Below are 16,481 nucleotides of genomic sequence, written 5' to 3'. Positions count from 1 at the left end.
CGCCGATCCGCCCTTGCCTTTCCCGCGCATTTCCGTCATAGGCGCCGCTTCGCACGACCCGGGGTGACTCGCGGTCGCGCGAATCAATGCTTGAGACGACAGCCGGAGGGGCGTTCCACATGGGGTGGGCGTCAGCGATCGGCCAACAGATGAGGCAATACCCATGGCTCTTTACGAGCATGTGTTCCTTGCGCGCCAGGATCTGGCACAGGCGCAGGTGGACGCTCTGGCGGAAACCGCCACCAAGATCGTCGAGGATATGCAGGGCAAGGTGACGAAGGTCGAGACCTGGGGCCTGCGCTCGCTGGCCTACAAGATCGCCAAGAACCGCAAGGCGCATTATGTGATGCTGAACATCGACGCCCCGGCCGGCGTCGTCGCGGAACTGGAGCGCCAGACGCAGATCAACGAAGACATCATCCGCTACATGACCATCAAGGTCGATGAGCTGGAGACCGGTCCGTCGGTCATGATGCGCAAGCAGGAACGCGCCGAACGCGGTCCGCGCGGCGATCGTGGCGACCGCAATGATCGTGGGGGCGATCGCGGCCCGCGCCGCGAGCGCGAAGAAGCCGCCGGCGAATAAGGAGATCTGAACCATGGCACGCCCGTTTTTCCGCCGCCGCAAGAGCTGCCCCTTCGCCGCCAAGGATGCGCCGAAGATCGATTACAAGGACGTCCGTCTGCTGCAGGGCTTCGTGTCCGAACGCGGCAAGATCGTCCCCAGCCGCATCACCGCGGTGTCCGCCAAGAAGCAGCGCGAGCTGGCCCAGGCCATCAAGCGCGCCCGTCACCTGGGCCTGCTGCCCTATATCGTGAAGTAAGGGAGAAAGACCCATGGAAATCATTCTCCTTGAACGCATCGAGAAGCTGGGCGCCATCGGCGACGTCGTCACCGTGAAGGACGGTTACGCGCGTAACTACCTGCTGCCCAACAAGAAGGCGCTGCGTTCGAACGCCGCCAACAAGAAGGTCTTCGAAGCGAACCGCGCGAAGATCGAGGCCGACAACGCCGCTCGCCGCTCGGACGCCGAAAAGGCTGCCGAAGGCGTGAACGGCAAGCAGATCGTCCTGATCCGCCAGTCGTCGAACGCCGGCCACCTCTATGGTTCGGTCGCCGTCCGTGACGTCGTCGAAGCGCTGCACGCCGATGGCGTCACCAACGTCACCAAGGCGATGGTGGTTCTGGAGCGCCCGATCAAGACGCTCGGCGTGTTCGACGTCAAGGTCGCGCTGCACCCCGAAGTGGCCGTCACCGTCACGGTGAACGTCGCCCGCTCGCCGGAAGAAGCCGAACTTCAGTCGCAGGGCGTCGATGTGATGGCCGATCTGTTCGAAAAGGACGAAAGCGGCTTCACCGAAGATTACGATCCGAATGCGGAACCCGGCGAAATCGCCGTGGAAGCCGAAGAAGCTCCGGCCGAAGAAGCCTGAGTTTTCCTTTCCGGACGATAACAGGAAAGCCGCCCCTCACCGGGCGGCTTTTTTGTTGTTGCCGGGCATATGCCTCGAATGGGTGAGAGACTTTCCGGTGGGTTGGAAGGTCCGTGGAAACATCGCTTTCCAACCCTATCCGCGACGTGAAGCTCAGCCCCTCGCCTTGCGGTCCGGCGACAGGGCGATGATCGTCACGCCGGCCAGCGCCAGCGTCCCGCCACCGATCATCACGGCGGTGATGGGGGTTCCGAAATAAAGCGAGGCGAACACCGTCGACATCACCGGCGCCGCCAGCATCAATGGCATGATCGTCGAGATCGGATAGCGCTGGAGCAGCCAGGCCAGCGTTCCCTGCCCGATGATCGTCGACCCAAGGCAGCTGAAGGCGAACCAGGCCGCCGGCACCCATCCGACATGCGCCAGGCCCGCGATGGCCGGCCGTTCGAACATCAGCGCGAAGGGAGCGAGGGTCAGGGCGCCCATCAGGCCATTCCAGGCCTGGCCGTTCATCACGCTGACGCCCGCCAGCCTGCGCTGCACCAGCGTGGCGCCGCCCCAGGTCATCGCCGCGCTCGCCATCACCAGCACGGCAGGCACTTCGGTCAGGATGTGCGGATCGAAAACCAGCGCCGCGACTCCGGCAAAGGCCAGCATGACCCCCGCGACCTTGCGCGCGTTGAGCTTTTCCCCCAGCAGCAGCGCGCCCAGCAGCAGGGAGAAAGGCACGCTGAGCTGCCCCGCAATGGCCAGGGCGCCGACATTGGTGGCCATGAACAGCGCGATGTTCAGCAGCAGCAGGAACAAGCCGCCGTTCAGGAACCCGTAGAGCGCCAGCCAGCCCGTCCGCCCGGGCAGCGACCGGATCGCGGGCGCGCACAGCAGGAACACCACCCCCATGCGCAGCGCCACCGACAGCAGCGGCGCGGTGGCGTCCACCACCACCTTCATCGCGATCACGTTGAGCGCGAACATCAGGTTCACCAGCAGGGCCAGGACCATTCCCAGCGGCCCGAAGCGCCGCATGGCCTCTCCACCACCCTCCATCGCATGTCCTTCTTCCGGTCCGATCTTCAATTCCTGTTCAGACTCAGGCTGCTATTTGTTATTTATGCACACTGGTATAGATTCCAGCCGGTCATGAAGGGAAGAGGATAACTGATGATTTCGAAATTCGTCGCGCTTGCCGCTGCCACGCTGATTGCGAGCCCCGCACTCGCCCAGGCGGGCGACGCCGCCAAGGGCAAGGCGGTTTTCGCCCGCTGCATGGCGTGCCACACGGTCGATCCGGGGGTCAACCGGCTGGGCCCTTCGCTGGCCGGCGTGGTGGGCCGGACGTCCGGCACGGTTCCGGGTTTCGCCTATTCGGCGGCGATGAAGAACGCCAAGATCCGTTGGGACGCAAAGTCGCTCGACGCCTTCCTGGCCAAGCCGACGGCGAAGGTGCCGGGCAGCAAGATGATCTTCGCGGGCCTGCCCAACCCCGCGGATCGCGCCAATCTGATCGCCTATCTCGCCACGGCGGGCAAGAAATGATCTGAAAACTATCCTATAGTGCAAAAATCATTGCGCTAGCCGCCCTGTCCCGCTATCTGTTGAGTCAAGCGATGCAGCAGAACTTCAGGGACAGGAGCGGATGCGATTTTCCGACGACAGGATGATGACGGGAGCGCAGGCATGAACGCCCGCGCTCTCGAAGGGGTGAAGGTGCTGGACCTTTCGCGGGTCCTCGCCGGCCCCTGGTCGACGCAGATCCTGGCCGATTTCGGCGCGGATGTGATCAAGATCGAGCTGCCCGGCCATGGCGACGACACCCGCGCCTGGGGGCCGCCCTATCTGACCGGCGCGGATGGCGAGCCGGAGATCGGCACCAGCGCCTATTATCTGTCCTGCAACCGCAACAAGCGTTCCGCCGCGATCAACCTTGCGACGCCGCAGGGCGCGGACCTCATCCGCAAGCTCGCCGCGCAGGCCGACATAGTGGTCGAGAATTTCAAGGTCGGCGGCCTGAAGAAATACGGCCTCGATTATGAGAGCCTTCGTGGCGTGAACCCGCGCCTCGTCTATTGCTCCATCACCGGCTTCGGCCAGACCGGCCCCTATGCCGATCGTGGCGGCTACGACTTCGTGGCGCAGGGCATGGGCGGCTTCATGAGCATCACGGGGGAAGAGGATGGCGGCCCGCTACGCGCCGGCGTCGCCATGGCGGACCTGTCGACCGGCATGTTCGCCACCGTCTCCATCCTGATGGCGCTGCGTCATGCCGAACGAACCGGCGAGGGGCAGCAGATCGACGTGTCGCTGCTCGACACCCAGATCGCGATGCTCGCCAATCAGGGCATGAACTGGCTCGTCGGCAATGTGGTGCCGGGGCGCCTGGGCAACCGCCATCCGACCGTCGTGCCCTACAAGACGTTCGAGGTGGCGGACGGCGTGATGATCATCGCCATTGGCAACGACCGGCAGTTCCGCGCCTTCTGCACGGAAATGGGCCATTCGGAACTCGGCACCGATCCGCGCTTCGCCACCAGCGCCCAGCGGCTGATCAACCGCGAGGAAATCGAGGCGAAGGTGCAGGAGATCGTCCGCCCCTTCCCCCGCGACGCGCTGATGGCGCGCTTCGTCGCGGCGGGCGTGCCCGCCGGGCCGGTCAATACGATCAGGGACGTGTTCGAAGACCCTTTCATCGCGGCGCGGCAGACCGTCCACCGCTTCCGCCGGGAAGAGGATGGGGTGGAGATTCCGACCGTCGCCTATCCGGGCAAGCTGTCCGCCACGCCCGCCGACTACCGATATTGCCCGCCCCGCGTGGGCGAACATAGCCGCGAGATATTGGGCCAGTGGCTCGGCCTCGACGATGCGGCGCTCGATGCGCTGGCCGCCGAAGGTGCGATCGCCCAGCGCCCTGCCCAGGAGGGAACAGAAGCATGAAACTCGACAACAGCGTTGCCGCCATCGTGACGGGCGGCGCATCCGGGCTGGGCGAAGCGACCGCCCGCGCGCTCGCCGCCAGGGGGGTGAAGGTCGCCCTGTTCGACTTCAACGAGGAGACGGGGAACAGGGTCGCAGCCGAAATCGGCGGCACCTTCTGCAAGGTCGACGTCACCGACGAAGCATCGGTCGATGCGGGATTCGAACAGGCCCGCGCCGCCCATGGGCAGGAACGGATCATCGTCAATTGCGCGGGCACCGGCAATGTCGTCAAGACCGCCTCGCGCGACCGCGAAACCGGCGCGATCAGGGCCTTCCCCACCGACCAGTTCGAACGGATCGTCCAGATCAACCTGATCGGCACCTTCCGCTGCTGCGCCAAGTCGGCGGCGGGGATGCTGACGCTGGAGCCGCTGGAGGACAATGCGCGGGGCGTGATCATCAACACATCCAGCGCGGCGGCGGTGGACGGCCAGATCGGCCAGGCGGCCTATAGCGCGTCGAAGGGCGGCATCGTCAGCCTGACGCTCCCCATGGCCCGCGACCTGATGGGCGAGGGCATCCGCGTCAACGCGATCCTGCCCGGCATTTTCGACACGCCGCTGATGGCGCGGGCGAGCGACAAGGTGCGCGACGCGCTGTCGGCCACGGTCCCCTTCCCCAAGCGCTTCGGCAAGCCGGAAGAGTTCGCCGCCATGGCGCTGGCGATGATCGAGAATGACTATTGGAACGGCGAATATGTGCGGCTGGACGGCGGCCTGCGCATGCCGCCGCGCTGAGGAGAGCGACCATGTCCGAGGAAGTGCAGCCTGAATATGTGACCTACAGGGTCGAGGACGGCGTCGCATGGGTGATGCTGAACCGCCCGCAATATAGCAATGCGCAGAATTACCGGCTGCTTGGGCAGCTCGACAATGCGTTCAAGCGCGCGGTCGAGGATGACGAAGTGAAGGTCATCGTGCTGGGCGGCGAAGGCAAGCATTTTTCCGCCGGCCACGACATCGGCACGCCGGAGAAGGACAGCAACATGCCCCGGTTCCGCACGACCCTTTGGTGGGATCACCTCAACAAGGGCGGCGCGGAGCGGCAATATGTGCTGGAGCAAGACGGCTATCTCGGCCTCTGCCGCCGCTGGCAGGAAATTCCCAAGCCGATGATCGCCATGGTGCAGGGCGCCTGCATCGCGGGCGGGCTGATGCTGGCCTGGGTCTGCGACCTGATCGTCGCGTCGGAGGACGCCTTCTTCCAGGACCCGGTGCAGCGCATGGCCCAGCCGGGGGTCGAATATTTCGCCCATGCCTTCGAACTGCCGCCGCGCGTCGCCCGCGAACTGCTGCTACTCGGCCGCCGCATGCCGGCCCAGCGCGCCTATCAGTTCGGCATGGTGAACGAGATTTTCCCGCGCGAGACGCTGCGTGAGGAAGTCGCGAAGATCGCCGCCGAAATCGCCCAGCATGACCGCTTCGGAATGGCGCTTACCAAGCAGGCGTTCAACTTCGTGGAAGACCTGCGCGGCAAGCGGCAGGCGATGGACGGCGTGTTCCACATGCACCACCTGGCCCATGCGCATAACCAGCTGATGACCGGCAATCTCGTCGGCGGGCTGGACGCCACGGCGATGGCGACGGCCAACAAGAAGCAGGCCGGCGAAGGATGAGCGCGGCAGTGGAACTGGAAAAGACGGTGCTGGTCCTTCCCGGCCTTCCCGCGCTGCTTTCGGGCGCGGCGGATGCCGCACAGGCCTTCGTCGCCGCCGTCCAACCGCAGGTGAAGGCGCGCATCGCCAACGACAAGGGACAGGTCGACCGCGTGCTGGCCGATGTGGAGCAGCATGTCGTCCACGGCTTCGGCTGGTTCGCCTCCTATGCGGAGATGATGCGGGAGGTCGCCAACTGGGCCGCCCATCTCGACGCGCAGGGCGCGTTCGGGGAGGTCGAGGCGCTGCTCGCCCAACTCCTGTTCGCGGAATATGGCGCGCAGATGCTGGGCGGCATTTCCATGAACCAGGGCGAGGTGATCCGCGCCACCGACCTGACCGACGACCTGTCGACGCTCGACGCGCCTGCTTTCCGCACCCTTGTCCGTGAGGGCGGCGGGCAGGCGGTGAAATCGGCCATCGCCCGCCACCTCATTGCCCGGCGGGGTCATGCCACGCTGGAAAATTGCGGGCTGGACGAAATGTTCGACATGGTGCGCGAGCAGTTCTTCGCCTTTTCGAACGAGAAGGTCGCGCCCTTCGCCCATGACTGGCATCTGAAGGATGAATTGATCCCCCTGCCCCTGGTCGAGGAACTGGGCGCAATGGGCGTGTTCGGCATGACCATTCCGGAAGCGTTCGGCGGGCTGGGCATGGGCAAGACCGCCATGTGCGTCGTGTCGGAGGAACTGTCGCGCGGATGGATCGGCGTGGGGTCGCTCGCCACCCGATCCGAAATCGCGGCGGAACTGATCCTGACCGGCGGCACCGACGGGCAGAAGGCCCATTGGCTGCCGCAGATCGCCAATGCATCGATCCTGCCGACCGCCGTCTTCACGGAGCCCGACACCGGTTCGGACCTGGGTTCGCTGCGCACTCGCGCGGCGCTGGCCGATGGCGAATATCGGGTGAACGGCAACAAGACGTGGATCACCCACGCCGCCCGCGCGGACGTGATGACGCTGCTGGTCCGCACCGATCCCGGCACGAAGAATTACAGCGGCCTTTCCATGCTGATCGCGCCCAAGCAGCGCGGCACGGTGGCCGATCCCTTCCCCACGCCGGGCATGAGCGGCGGCGAGATCGAGGTGATCGGCTATCGCGGCATGAAGGAATATGAGATCGGCTTCGACGATTTCCGCGTGCCCGCCCAGAACCTGCTGGGGGGCGTTGAGGGGCAGGGCTTCAAGCAGCTCATGGCGACATTCGAATCCGCGCGAATCCAGACGGCCGCCCGCGCCATCGGCGTGGCGCAGGCCGCGCTCGACATCGGCCTTTCCTATGCGCTCGACCGCAAGCAGTTCGGCCGCCCGATCTTCGACTTCCCCCGTGTCGCCAACAAGCTGGCGATGATGGCGGCGGAGATCATGGGCGCGCGCCAGCTCACCTATTTCGCCGCGCGCCGCAAGGATGAGGGGAAGCGCTGCGACCTGGAGGCCGGCATGGCCAAGCTGATCGGCGCCCGCGTCGCCTGGGCGGCGGCCGACAATGCGTTGCAGATTCATGGCGGCAACGGCTTTGCGACCGAATATCAGGTGAGCCGCCTGCTCGCGGATGCGCGCATCCTGAACATCTTCGAGGGCGCGGGGGAAATCCAGGCGCAGGTGATCGCACGGCGGCTGCTGGACGGCGGGAATTGAGAAGGCGGCTCATGGCGAAAGGCGGCGGGGCGCGTAGACTCCCCTGAACCACGGTTCCGGCGGCCCACCCCCCTTTTCGCGAGCGCCTGGGTTTAAAGCCCCAGGCGGCTCCAGAACTCGTCGGGTTTGACCGGCGTCGCGGTTTCGGACCCGCGTTCGGGACGTGTCCAGGAGGAATGGGGGATGTGGATTTGCGGGCTGGAGCCGAAACGGCGTTGCCGGCGGGCACGAGTGGCATTCTGGGTCATCGTCTTCTCCTGTCGAGGAGGAACACGAAACCTTGCGTCGTCGCTTCAGTACCGTGCGCTTTAGCCGTTGGTGACGCGGAGCAAGCTGACATCCTTCAAAAGCCGCGGAGCGTTGCGCTCGGCAATATATCTACTCAATTTGTAGAGAGATGGAAGAAAGCTTTGCTTAAGACGGCGAGACCACAGGTTTCACGATATGGGGGACGCGGAACCGTCCTGCGGGTGGAAGCGAGCCGTCCGGAACGAGGTGGGACGCCCGTCAGAACGCCACATTATAAAGGAACCAGCCCACGATCAGCAGGCTCGTCACAACACAGAGGCGATCACCAAAAATGTCGATCCGCGACATCGCTTACATCCTTCCTCGGTCGAGCGATCTCCGTCGCTTCGTTCATGAAGGATAAACCATCAGCGGGGACAAAGGAATAGGATAAGTGCGGCAGGCGGAGACATAAAAGCGCCGGATGGAAAAAGCAGAGGCTTGAACCGCCGCCGTGCAAAAAGGCCCGGGCGTGGCCGGTCCCGATAAAATTCCAGCAATTCGCCTGAATTCAGACCTTTACCGAAAATCCGCGCCGCGATGGTTCAGGAAGGAACGGGTCGCCTCCTCCGGTCCCTTATAGGCCTCCTGAAACTCAGCGCTCCAATATTTGAGGTCTTCCAGATCGATGCGCGCGCCGGAAACCGCGCAAAGGACGAACTGTCCCGGACGCATGACCTCAAAATGCGGCGTGTCGTAGTGCAGCACCGCCAATCCCTGAATGTCCGCCATCAGTCGCCGGTCAGGATGCGGTCGACAAGTTGCTTCACGGTCGGCACGAACCCGTTCGAATAGAAGGGGTCCTGCTTGAACTTGTAGGCGCCATGGCCCGCGAAGAGCAGATTCTTGTCGAGGTCGCCGCCATGAACGGCCTCCTGCAGCGATTTCTGGATGCAGAAGCTGCGCGGATCGGCCAGGCGGCCGGTCGAATTGGTCTCGCTGTCCATCCAGCTTGAAAAGGCGCACTGGCTGAGGCAGCCCATGCAATCGGTCTGGTCCTTGCGGATTTCGGCCTTTTCCTCCTCCGTCACGAAGACGAGCGTATTGTCCGGCGTCTTGAGCGCGGAGGTGAAGCCCTGCCCCACCCATTCGCGGGCGCGCAGAAGGTCGCCGCGCGTCACCCAGAAATTCTTGCCCTTCACGCCGGCGTCGAGCTGATGCGTATGGTCGCCGGCCTGTTCGGTGCTGAACGGAATCTGCCGTTCCGATCGGGCTTCCAGGGAGCGCAGGAAGGGATTGCGGACGGCCGAACTGTAGAAGCCGGTCGGCGAGAAGCGGTGGAGCAGCACGTCGCCCGGCTCCAGCTGCATCAGCCGTTCCTTCCACGCCTGCGGGATCGGGCTTTCCTGCGTCAGCAGCGGACGGGTGCCGAACTGGAACATGATCGCGCCCAGTTCCGGATTGTCGATCCAGTCGTTCCAGTCCTTGAGCGCCCAGACGCCGCCTGCCATGACGATGGGCACATCGTCGGAAATGCCCCCCTCCCGCATGGTGGCGCGCAGGTCGCGGACGCGGGGATAGGGGTCCTGCGGCACCTTGGGATCTTCGGCGTTGGACAGGCCGTTATGGCCGCCCGCCAGCCACGGGTCCTCATAGACCACCGCCGCCAGCCATTCCGATGCCTTGGAATAGGCGCGCTTCCACAGGGCGCGGAAGGCGCGGCCGGAACTGACGATGGGCAGATAGTTGACGCCGTAGGAGGCGGCGATCTCCGACAGCTTGTAGGGCATGCCCGCGCCGCAGGTCACGCCCGCGACCATTCCCTTCGTCTTTTCCAGGACACCGTGGAGGACGCGCTGCGCACCGCCCATTTCCCAGAGCACGTTGATGTTGATCGCCCCCTTGCCACCGGCGATTTCGAAGGCCCGCTTCACCTGTTCGACCGCGCCGTCTATCGCATAGGCGATCAGTTCCTCATGGCGGTCGCGGCGGGTGCGGCCATGATAGATCTGGGGAATGACGTTGCCGAAGCTGTCATAGCTGTCCGCATTGACCGCCGACACCGTGCCGATGCCGCCGGCCGCCGCCCAGGCGCCGGAACTGGCATGGTTGGAAACGGCTACCCCCTTGCCGCCTTCGACCAATGGCCAGACTTCCCGGCCGCCGTAAACGATGGGCTTCAACCCCTTGAACAACGCAATCTCCCGCGCAAAAATCCCGTGGCCCCCGACCACCTGAACGCCGCCCTATAGCAGCTTTACGGTCGGATGACGAATATTTGGGCGCGCCCTACCGCAAAATATGGGGGCTGGATAGTGCCTGACCGTAAAGGCCGGCATAGGCGTCCACCATGGCGGCTTCGGTGAAATCGCGGCAGGCGCGTTGGCGGTTCGCCTCGCCAAGCCTTTGCCGCAGACCGGGATCGCCGGCGAGCGCGCCCAGCGCCGAGGACAGGGCTGCTTCGTCCGGGACGACGAACGGCCGGTTTTCGGGCGCGACCATGGCAGCGACGTCCCCCACATCGGTCGATGCGACGGGCAGGCCCGCCGCCATCGCTTCCACCAGCGAGATCGGGAACTGCTCGCTGTCGGAAGACAAAGCGAAGATGTCGAACAGGCCCATGAAGCGCCACGGTTCCGGCAGGAATCCGGCCATGCAGATGTCGGCCAGTCCGTGGTCCCTGGCTTCCGCCGCTATGGCGTCGCGTTCCGGCCCCTCCCCCACCACCACCAGTTGCAGCCGGTCGCGATGCGGCGCGACGGCGCGGACGAGGCGGCGGATGTTCTTGACCGGGCGCAGGCCCGCCACCGTCCCCACCAGCAGCTTGCCGGCCGTGCGGTCGAGGGCTGGAATGGCATCCGGCACAGGCGGCAGGGCATAGCGCGCCGTGTCTATGCCGTTGCGGATCAGGTGGACCTTTCGCGGCGGCTGACGCCACACCTCGCGGGCGATGCCGTCGAGCCGGACGGACGGGACGACCAGCGCATGGGCGCGCTGAAGCGCCAGGCGGCGATAGAGGTTGCGCTGCGGCTTGAGGCCGCCCGCCTCATCCGCGTTGAAGCCGTCCTCATGATGGATCAGCGGCGGACCGCCATGGATGCGCCGCGCCATCACCGCATCCATCGCGCCCCAATTATAGCTGAGGATGAGGTCGTAGTCCGACAGGAAGGCCGCAATCGCCCGGAAACGCCCGAGGCCCGGCCTGCCGGCGAGTGGAGGAGGCTGGGGGAAATCGACCGGCGTGGCGGGGTCGATGGCGTCCCGCGCGCTCATCAATTGGGGCGCGGCGCTGACGATGCTGTGACGGGCGCGGTCGCCCCAAAGGTTCATCAGGCGCACGGCCCGCGCCTCCTTCCCGCCAAGCGAGAAGCTGCCGTGGACATGCAGCAGCCGGGGCGGCCCGTCGATCTGCCGAGGCCGGCCCGCGGCGAAACGCTCCATGCCGCTCAAGCCGCTTCAGCCATTCAGGACCCGCGCCAGCAGCCGGTCGATGGCGGCGACGGATTCAGGCTCGTCGAGAACGGGGGCGTGACCGACATTGGAGATGACCGCGCACTCCGCGCCGGGACCGATGTCCTCCACCATGCGGGCGGCGGTGGCCGCGGAGAGCAGGTCGGAGCGCTCGCCGCGCAGCACCAGCGTCGGAATTCCGCGAAAGGCCTGCATGACCGGCCACATGTCGACGCTCGCCTCGCTGCCCGCGACCCGCAGCGGCTCCGCTATGCGCATGTCATAGTCGAGCACGACGCGCCCCGCGCTGTTGAGGCGGTAGAGGCGCTTGGCCATGGCCAGCCATTGGTCGAGGCCATAGCCGGGATAGACGTCGCCGTTGGATTCCTCCAGCGCGCGGGCGGCGTGCACCCAGCTTGGATGCGACTGGCCGATGCCGACATAGGTGCGGATGCGCGCCAGCCCCGCCTCCTCCAGCGTCGGTCCGACATCGTTGAGCAGCGCTCCGGCCAGCCATTCGCGATGGGTCGCCGCGATCAGCATGGTGATGATGCCGCCCAGCGACGTGCCGATGGCGACGAAGCGGGTGATGGCCAGATCCGCCAGCAGGCGGCTGATGTCCTGCAGATAGGTGAGCGGGACATAGGTCATCGGGTCCTTCGCCTGCGCGCTTTCGGCGCGGCCGCGCAAGTCGGGACAGATGAGGCGCCATGGCCCGGCGAGGCGCGCCGCCAGCGGTTCGAAATCGCGGGCGTTGCGGGTCAGGCCCGGCAGGCAGAGCAAGGGAGGGCGGCCATCTTCGCCGCCAGCATAATCGCGACAATGGAGCCTCAGCCCATCGGGGGACCACCAGTATCCGTCGCTATAGCTGCTCAAGCTGCTTGATCCTTCCACCCTGCATCCCCCATATCGCCGCATGCGCCCTGCCCTGCAACCCGCCAAATTCAGCCCCGCGAACGAAATCGCCGTGCTGCAGCCCGATTTTGCCGATCCCGTCGCGGCGGCCGACTTTCCCCGGACCATCCTGCGTTTCCGCAATGACCGCTGGGCGAAAGCCGTGGGCCTGAGCGACCTGAGCGATGAGGAATGGCTGGCGCATTTCGGCCGGTTCCAGCCGCTGGAGGGATCGCTGCCCCAGCCACTGGCGCTGCGCTATCATGGGCATCAGTTCCGCGTGTACAATCCCGACATCGGGGACGGCCGCGGTTTCCTGTTCGCGCAGCTTCGGGACGGGGCCGGCCGGTTGCTCGACCTGGGCACCAAGGGTTCCGGCCGGACGCCCTACAGCCGCTTCGGGGACGGCAGGCTGACGCTGAAGGGCGGCGTGCGGGAGATATTGGCGACGGAGATGCTCGAGGCGCTGGGCGTCAACACCTCCAGGACCTTTTCCATCATCGAGACGGGCGAGGCGCTGGAGCGCAACGACGAACCTTCCCCCACCCGCGCGGCGGTGATGGTGCGGCTCAGCCACTCGCATATCCGCATCGGGTCTTTCCAGCGGGCGGCCTATTTCGACGACAAGGCGCTGCTGGAGCGGCTCGTCGACTATGCGCTGACGAAGCTCTACGGCGAGGCGCCGGGCGACAATCCTCCCGCGCAACTGCTGGGCCGGGTCGTGGAGCGCACGGCCGATCTGGCCGCGAGCTACATGGTGGCGGGCTTCGTCCATGGCGTGCTCAACAGCGACAACATCAATGTGACGGGCGAGAGCTTCGACTATGGGCCCTGGCGGTTCACGCCGCTTTGGGAAGCGGGGTTCACCGCCGCCTATTTCGACCATGCCGGGCTCTATGCCTTCGGACGGCAGGCGGAAGCGATCCACTGGGACGTGGCGCAGCTCGCCGTGTCGCTGCGTCCCCTGGTGGAGGCCGAACCGCTGATCGAGCAGCTGGAGCGCTTTCCGGCGCTCTATGCCGAGGCGATGGCGCGGCGCTTCTGCTGGCGGTTGGGGGTGGCGCCGACGGACGACGCCTCCACCATGATCGAAGCGGCGGTGCGCGGCATGATCGCGACGCAAAGGCCGATCGATCGCTTCTTCCAGGACTGGCGCGGCGGCGATCCTCGCGACGGCGCGCCTTATGCCGGGGAGGAATGGGCGGGATTTCGCGAGGCCATTGCCGGGTTCGAGGCGAGCGGGCCCCAGGATCATGCCTATTGGGCCGATACGGCGCCCTGCTCCATGCATATCGATGAGGTGGAGGCGATCTGGAGCGGGATTGCCGAGCGGGACGACTGGACGCCGCTGCATGCGAAGGTGGCGGCGATCCGGCGCATGGGCGACGCATTGGGCGGTGCCCCTGATGTGCCCTGAATTCTCCTCCGCTGGCGGGGCGGACGGGCTTTCCGTTACGTCGGCTTGCCCTTCCGCTCGCCACGCCCGCTTCCCCCTCCCCGAGGGAGGAGGGAGCGGTTTGCCGCCCCTTCCCTAACGCCCCATTATCCTCCATATCGGTGCCATGTCCGCCACGCTGACTTCGTTCGAACCCGCCACTGGTGCTCTTTTGTGGCAGGGGACTGCCAGCGACGTGGAGGCGGAGGTCGCCCGCGCCTGTGCCGCCTGGCCGAAATGGGCCGCCCAGCCCATCGCCTATCGCATCGAAACGCTGCGCCGCTTCGTCAATGTCGTGCGCGCCAATGAGGAGGCGCTGGCCGACCTGATCGCCCGCGAAACCGGCAAGCCCCTGTGGGATGCGCGGACCGAAGTGACGGCGGTGATGAACAAGGTCGACATTTCCGTCGCCGCCTTTTCCGAACGCACCGGGCAGAGACGGCTTGAAGCGGCGATGGGCGCGCGTCAGTCCGTGCGGCACAAGCCGCATGGCGTCATGGCGGTGCTGGGGCCGTATAATTTCCCGGCGCATCTGCCCAATGGGCATATCGTTCCCGCGCTGCTGGCCGGCAATGCCGTCGTCTTCAAGCCGTCGGAAAAGACGCCGGCCGTGGGCGAGATGCTGGTGCGTTTCTACCATGAGGCGGGCGTGCCGGAGGATGCCGTCCGGCTGGTGCTGGGCGGACCCGACGAGGGCAAGGCGCTGGCCGCCCATCCCGATGTGGGGGGCATTCTCTTCACCGGGTCGGCGCAGACGGGCATCGCGATCAACCGGCAGTTCGCGGCCAATCCCGGCAAGATACTGGCGCTGGAAATGGGCGGGAACAACCCGATCGTCGCCTGGGATACGGCCGACATCGCCAGCGCCGCGACGCTGATCGTCCAGTCGGCCTTCCTGTCGAGCGGGCAGCGCTGCACGGCCGCGAGCCGGCTGATCGTCAGGGAGGAGCTGGCCGACACGCTGGTCGGAGAGGTCAAGAGGCTGGCGGACCGGCTGATCGTCGACCATCCCCATGCGGACCCCGCGCCTTTCATGGGGCCGGTGATCGACAATCAGGCGGCGGATCATCTGACGGAAAGCTTCCTCTATCTGATGAGCAACGGCGGCAAGCCCATCAAGCACATGGTCCGCACGACCAAGGGGCTGCCCTTCGTGACGCCGGCGATCATCGACGTGACCGCCATGGCGGAGCGGCCCGACGTCGAGCTGTTCGGCCCCCTGTTGCAGGTTGTCCGGGTGCCGGATTTCGAATCCGCGATCCGGGAAGCGAACAATACGCGCTATGGCCTTTCCGCCGCGCTGATCGGGGGATCGCCGGAACAATATAACCAGTTCTGGGCCAATATCCGGGCGGGCATCGTCAACTGGAACCGGCCGACCAATGGGGCATCCTCCTCCGCGCCCTTTGGCGGGGTGGGCATTTCCGGCAATCATAGGCCCAGCGCCTATTATGCGGCCGATTATTGCGCCTATCCGGTCGTGTCGGTGGAGATCGAGCAGCCGCGCGCATCCATCGGCATTGGTCTGAAGGACGTCGATACCAGCCTGATGGGCGATTGAGCGGCCGGGTGGTCTGGCAGCAGAGCGACGGGGCGACAGGATCAAATCGATCCTCCCCAAATTTTCCTTCGCCCTGGCCAACGCATTCTGAATTGAAACCGCGGGCTGTTTTCGCCATCTGCCCAACATGGCTGAAACTCCCATTGCCACTGTCACCCTTGTCGGCGCCGGTCCGGGCGACCCGGAACTCCTGACGCTGCGCGCCGCGCGGCTGATCGGCGAGGCCGAGGTGATCGTGCATGATGGGCTGGTTTCCGGCGAGATCCTGGCGCTCGCCTCCCCACGGGCCGAACTGATCTCTGTCGCCAAGCAGCGCAGCCGTCATTCGGTGCCGCAGGACGGGATCAATGCCCTGCTGGTCGAACTGGCGCTCGCCGGGCGCAGGGTCGTGCGGCTGAAGGGCGGCGATCCCTTCATCTTCGGCCGTGGCGGCGAAGAAATGGAAGCCTGCCGCGCCGCCGGGGTGCCGGTGGAGGTCGTGCCGGGGATCAGCGCCGCCATCGGCTGCGCCGCGCAGGCGCAACTTCCCCTCACCCATCGCGATGCGGCAAGCGCGGTCAGCTTCGTGGCCGGGCAATGCAAGGGGCTGACCGATCAGGACTGGTCCGGGCTGGCGGGCGCGGGACGCACGCTCGTCATCTATATGGGCGTGGCGACGGCGACGGACATTGCCGACAAGCTGATGGCCGACGGCGTGTCGCCGGCCATTCCCGTGGCCGTGCTGGAAAACGGCACGCGCGCCGACATGCGGACGCTGCGCACCCTGCTTGCCGATCTGGGCGAGATGGTCGCGCGGGAGAAGGTGAAAAGCCCTGCCCTGATTGTGGTCGGGGAGGTTGCGGCCTATGCGCTGGCGCAGGATGTGCTGGCCGGCTGGGCCGCGCAGGAGACATTTGGGGCGGAGACTGACAAGTGAAGATTTTGACCGGCAATGACCTCGGCACCGGGGACGTGATCTGGTGGGCGGGCGACGGCTGGTCGCGGCAGGTCGGCGATTCCGTCGACGTGGGCGACAAGGGCGAGGATCTGGCCCGGGCGGAGGAAGCCGCGTTGCGGGTCGTGGGCGCCTATGTGATCGATGCGACCGTGACCGAAGAAGGCGTGCGCCCCGCGCATATCAAGGACCGCATCCGCGCCCTGGGGCCGACGGTGCGCCCCGACCTGACGCTGAAACCGAATGACGCCGATGCCGGCAACTGGGTGATCTGAACC

General features: G+C 65.9%; 18 protein-coding genes. 12 read left to right on the top strand and 6 right to left on the bottom strand.

Annotated elements, in window-relative coordinates:
- Positions 1-163 precede the first annotated feature (163 nt).
- The 3 genes from rpsF to rplI are packed head-to-tail and all read left to right on the top strand — an operon-like array spanning position 164 to position 1,434.
- Positions 164-586 (top strand): 30S ribosomal protein S6, encoded by a 423-nt coding sequence (gene rpsF, locus LDB29_RS03215; protein ID WP_025549379.1) that lies wholly within the window; start codon positions 164-166, stop codon positions 584-586.
- Positions 587-599: 13 nt separating this feature from the next.
- Positions 600-824, top strand: a complete 225-nt coding sequence (rpsR, locus tag LDB29_RS03210) for a 30S ribosomal protein S18 (RefSeq protein ID WP_004212076.1) — start codon at positions 600-602, stop codon at positions 822-824.
- A gap of 13 nt (positions 825-837) precedes the next feature.
- Positions 838-1,434, top strand: a complete 597-nt coding sequence (gene rplI / locus LDB29_RS03205; RefSeq protein WP_025549380.1) for a 50S ribosomal protein L9 — start codon at positions 838-840, stop codon at positions 1,432-1,434.
- A gap of 153 nt (positions 1,435-1,587) precedes the next feature.
- On the opposite strand, the gene LDB29_RS03200 is transcribed toward rplI, so the two are convergent.
- Positions 1,588-2,460, bottom strand: coding sequence for a DMT family transporter (locus tag LDB29_RS03200; protein WP_025549381.1), 873 nt, complete (start codon positions 2,458-2,460; stop codon positions 1,588-1,590).
- Positions 2,461-2,595: 135 nt separating this feature from the next.
- Here LDB29_RS03200 and LDB29_RS03195 point away from each other — a divergent pair, with 135 nt between their 5' ends.
- The 5 genes from LDB29_RS03195 to LDB29_RS03175 all read left to right on the top strand — a co-directional run bounded on the left by LDB29_RS03195 (position 2,596) and on the right by LDB29_RS03175 (position 7,701).
- Complete coding sequence (locus LDB29_RS03195) at positions 2,596-2,970, top strand: cytochrome c family protein (protein ID WP_025549382.1); 375 nt, start codon at positions 2,596-2,598, stop codon at positions 2,968-2,970.
- Positions 2,971-3,111: 141 nt separating this feature from the next.
- Complete coding sequence (locus LDB29_RS03190; protein WP_025549383.1) at positions 3,112-4,365, top strand: CaiB/BaiF CoA-transferase family protein; 1,254 nt, start codon at positions 3,112-3,114, stop codon at positions 4,363-4,365.
- Positions 4,362-5,144, top strand: coding sequence for an SDR family NAD(P)-dependent oxidoreductase (locus LDB29_RS03185; protein ID WP_025549384.1), 783 nt, complete (start codon positions 4,362-4,364; stop codon positions 5,142-5,144). The genes LDB29_RS03190 and LDB29_RS03185 overlap by 4 nt, the downstream gene beginning before the upstream one ends.
- Before the next feature lie 11 nt (positions 5,145-5,155).
- Positions 5,156-6,022, top strand: coding sequence for an enoyl-CoA hydratase (locus LDB29_RS03180; protein ID WP_257556105.1), 867 nt, complete (start codon positions 5,156-5,158; stop codon positions 6,020-6,022).
- Entirely contained in the window at positions 6,019-7,701 is a 1,683-nt protein-coding gene (locus tag LDB29_RS03175) for an acyl-CoA dehydrogenase family protein (protein WP_025549386.1), read from the top strand. Before LDB29_RS03180 ends, LDB29_RS03175 begins: the two co-directional genes overlap by 4 nt.
- A gap of 92 nt (positions 7,702-7,793) precedes the next feature.
- Here LDB29_RS03175 and LDB29_RS03170 read toward each other — a convergent pair whose 3' ends face one another.
- From LDB29_RS03170 to LDB29_RS03150, 5 genes are all read right to left on the bottom strand, one after another.
- Complete coding sequence (locus LDB29_RS03170) at positions 7,794-7,949, bottom strand: hypothetical protein (protein WP_193666755.1); 156 nt, start codon at positions 7,947-7,949, stop codon at positions 7,794-7,796.
- Positions 7,950-8,508: 559 nt separating this feature from the next.
- Positions 8,509-8,721, bottom strand: coding sequence for a DUF2093 domain-containing protein (locus LDB29_RS03165; RefSeq protein ID WP_025549387.1), 213 nt, complete (start codon positions 8,719-8,721; stop codon positions 8,509-8,511).
- Positions 8,721-10,124, bottom strand: coding sequence for a nitronate monooxygenase family protein (locus tag LDB29_RS03160; RefSeq protein WP_025549388.1), 1,404 nt, complete (start codon positions 10,122-10,124; stop codon positions 8,721-8,723). The genes LDB29_RS03165 and LDB29_RS03160 overlap by 1 nt, the downstream gene beginning before the upstream one ends.
- 94 nt (positions 10,125-10,218) lie before the next feature.
- The gene (locus LDB29_RS03155; RefSeq protein WP_025549389.1) at positions 10,219-11,370 is read right to left on the bottom strand and encodes a glycosyltransferase family 4 protein; all 1,152 of its coding nucleotides are present in this window, start codon (positions 11,368-11,370) and stop codon (positions 10,219-10,221) included.
- Positions 11,371-11,385: 15 nt separating this feature from the next.
- Positions 11,386-12,255 (bottom strand): alpha/beta fold hydrolase, encoded by an 870-nt coding sequence (locus LDB29_RS03150; protein ID WP_257556100.1) that lies wholly within the window; start codon positions 12,253-12,255, stop codon positions 11,386-11,388.
- Positions 12,256-12,295: 40 nt separating this feature from the next.
- Between LDB29_RS03150 and LDB29_RS03145 the strand changes: the two genes are divergently transcribed.
- The 4 genes from LDB29_RS03145 to LDB29_RS03130 all read left to right on the top strand — a co-directional run bounded on the left by LDB29_RS03145 (position 12,296) and on the right by LDB29_RS03130 (position 16,478).
- Entirely contained in the window at positions 12,296-13,690 is a 1,395-nt protein-coding gene (locus LDB29_RS03145; protein ID WP_025549391.1) for a protein adenylyltransferase SelO, read from the top strand.
- A gap of 145 nt (positions 13,691-13,835) precedes the next feature.
- Complete coding sequence (gene astD / locus LDB29_RS03140; protein WP_025549392.1) at positions 13,836-15,269, top strand: succinylglutamate-semialdehyde dehydrogenase; 1,434 nt, start codon at positions 13,836-13,838, stop codon at positions 15,267-15,269.
- Positions 15,270-15,396: 127 nt separating this feature from the next.
- Positions 15,397-16,185 carry a uroporphyrinogen-III C-methyltransferase gene (cobA, locus tag LDB29_RS03135; RefSeq protein ID WP_025549393.1) on the top strand — a complete coding sequence of 263 codons (789 nt, stop codon included), beginning with the start codon at positions 15,397-15,399 and terminating at the stop codon, positions 16,183-16,185.
- Entirely contained in the window at positions 16,182-16,478 is a 297-nt protein-coding gene (locus LDB29_RS03130) for a DUF2849 domain-containing protein (RefSeq protein WP_025549394.1), read from the top strand. The genes cobA and LDB29_RS03130 overlap by 4 nt, the downstream gene beginning before the upstream one ends.
- Positions 16,479-16,481 lie beyond the last annotated feature (3 nt).

It is taken from the genome of Sphingobium sp. CFD-2, from assembly GCF_024611135.1.
GTDB classification, from domain to species: Bacteria; Pseudomonadota; Alphaproteobacteria; order Sphingomonadales; family Sphingomonadaceae; genus Sphingobium; species Sphingobium fuliginis.
The sequence above is the reverse complement of the archived record's forward strand: the minus strand, read 5'-3'. Positions and strand labels throughout refer to the sequence as shown.

Coding starts and splice junctions, on each gene's coding strand:
- LDB29_RS03175 (WP_025549386.1), top strand. CDS start 6,019: ATGAGCGCGGCAGTGGAACTGGAAAAGACGGTGCTGGTCCTTCCCGGC.
- rpsR (WP_004212076.1), top strand. CDS start 600: ATGGCACGCCCGTTTTTCCGCCGCCGCAAGAGCTGCCCCTTCGCCGCC.
- astD (WP_025549392.1), top strand. CDS start 13,836: ATGTCCGCCACGCTGACTTCGTTCGAACCCGCCACTGGTGCTCTTTTG.
- rplI (WP_025549380.1), top strand. CDS start 838: ATGGAAATCATTCTCCTTGAACGCATCGAGAAGCTGGGCGCCATCGGC.
- cobA (WP_025549393.1), top strand. CDS start 15,397: ATGGCTGAAACTCCCATTGCCACTGTCACCCTTGTCGGCGCCGGTCCG.
- LDB29_RS03155 (WP_025549389.1), bottom strand. CDS start 11,370: ATGGAGCGTTTCGCCGCGGGCCGGCCTCGGCAGATCGACGGGCCGCCC.
- LDB29_RS03195 (WP_025549382.1), top strand. CDS start 2,596: ATGATTTCGAAATTCGTCGCGCTTGCCGCTGCCACGCTGATTGCGAGC.
- LDB29_RS03180 (WP_257556105.1), top strand. CDS start 5,156: ATGTCCGAGGAAGTGCAGCCTGAATATGTGACCTACAGGGTCGAGGAC.
- LDB29_RS03185 (WP_025549384.1), top strand. CDS start 4,362: ATGAAACTCGACAACAGCGTTGCCGCCATCGTGACGGGCGGCGCATCC.
- LDB29_RS03190 (WP_025549383.1), top strand. CDS start 3,112: ATGAACGCCCGCGCTCTCGAAGGGGTGAAGGTGCTGGACCTTTCGCGG.
- LDB29_RS03170 (WP_193666755.1), bottom strand. CDS start 7,949: ATGACCCAGAATGCCACTCGTGCCCGCCGGCAACGCCGTTTCGGCTCC.
- rpsF (WP_025549379.1), top strand. CDS start 164: ATGGCTCTTTACGAGCATGTGTTCCTTGCGCGCCAGGATCTGGCACAG.
- LDB29_RS03145 (WP_025549391.1), top strand. CDS start 12,296: ATGCGCCCTGCCCTGCAACCCGCCAAATTCAGCCCCGCGAACGAAATC.
- LDB29_RS03165 (WP_025549387.1), bottom strand. CDS start 8,721: ATGGCGGACATTCAGGGATTGGCGGTGCTGCACTACGACACGCCGCAT.
- LDB29_RS03200 (WP_025549381.1), bottom strand. CDS start 2,460: ATGCGGCGCTTCGGGCCGCTGGGAATGGTCCTGGCCCTGCTGGTGAAC.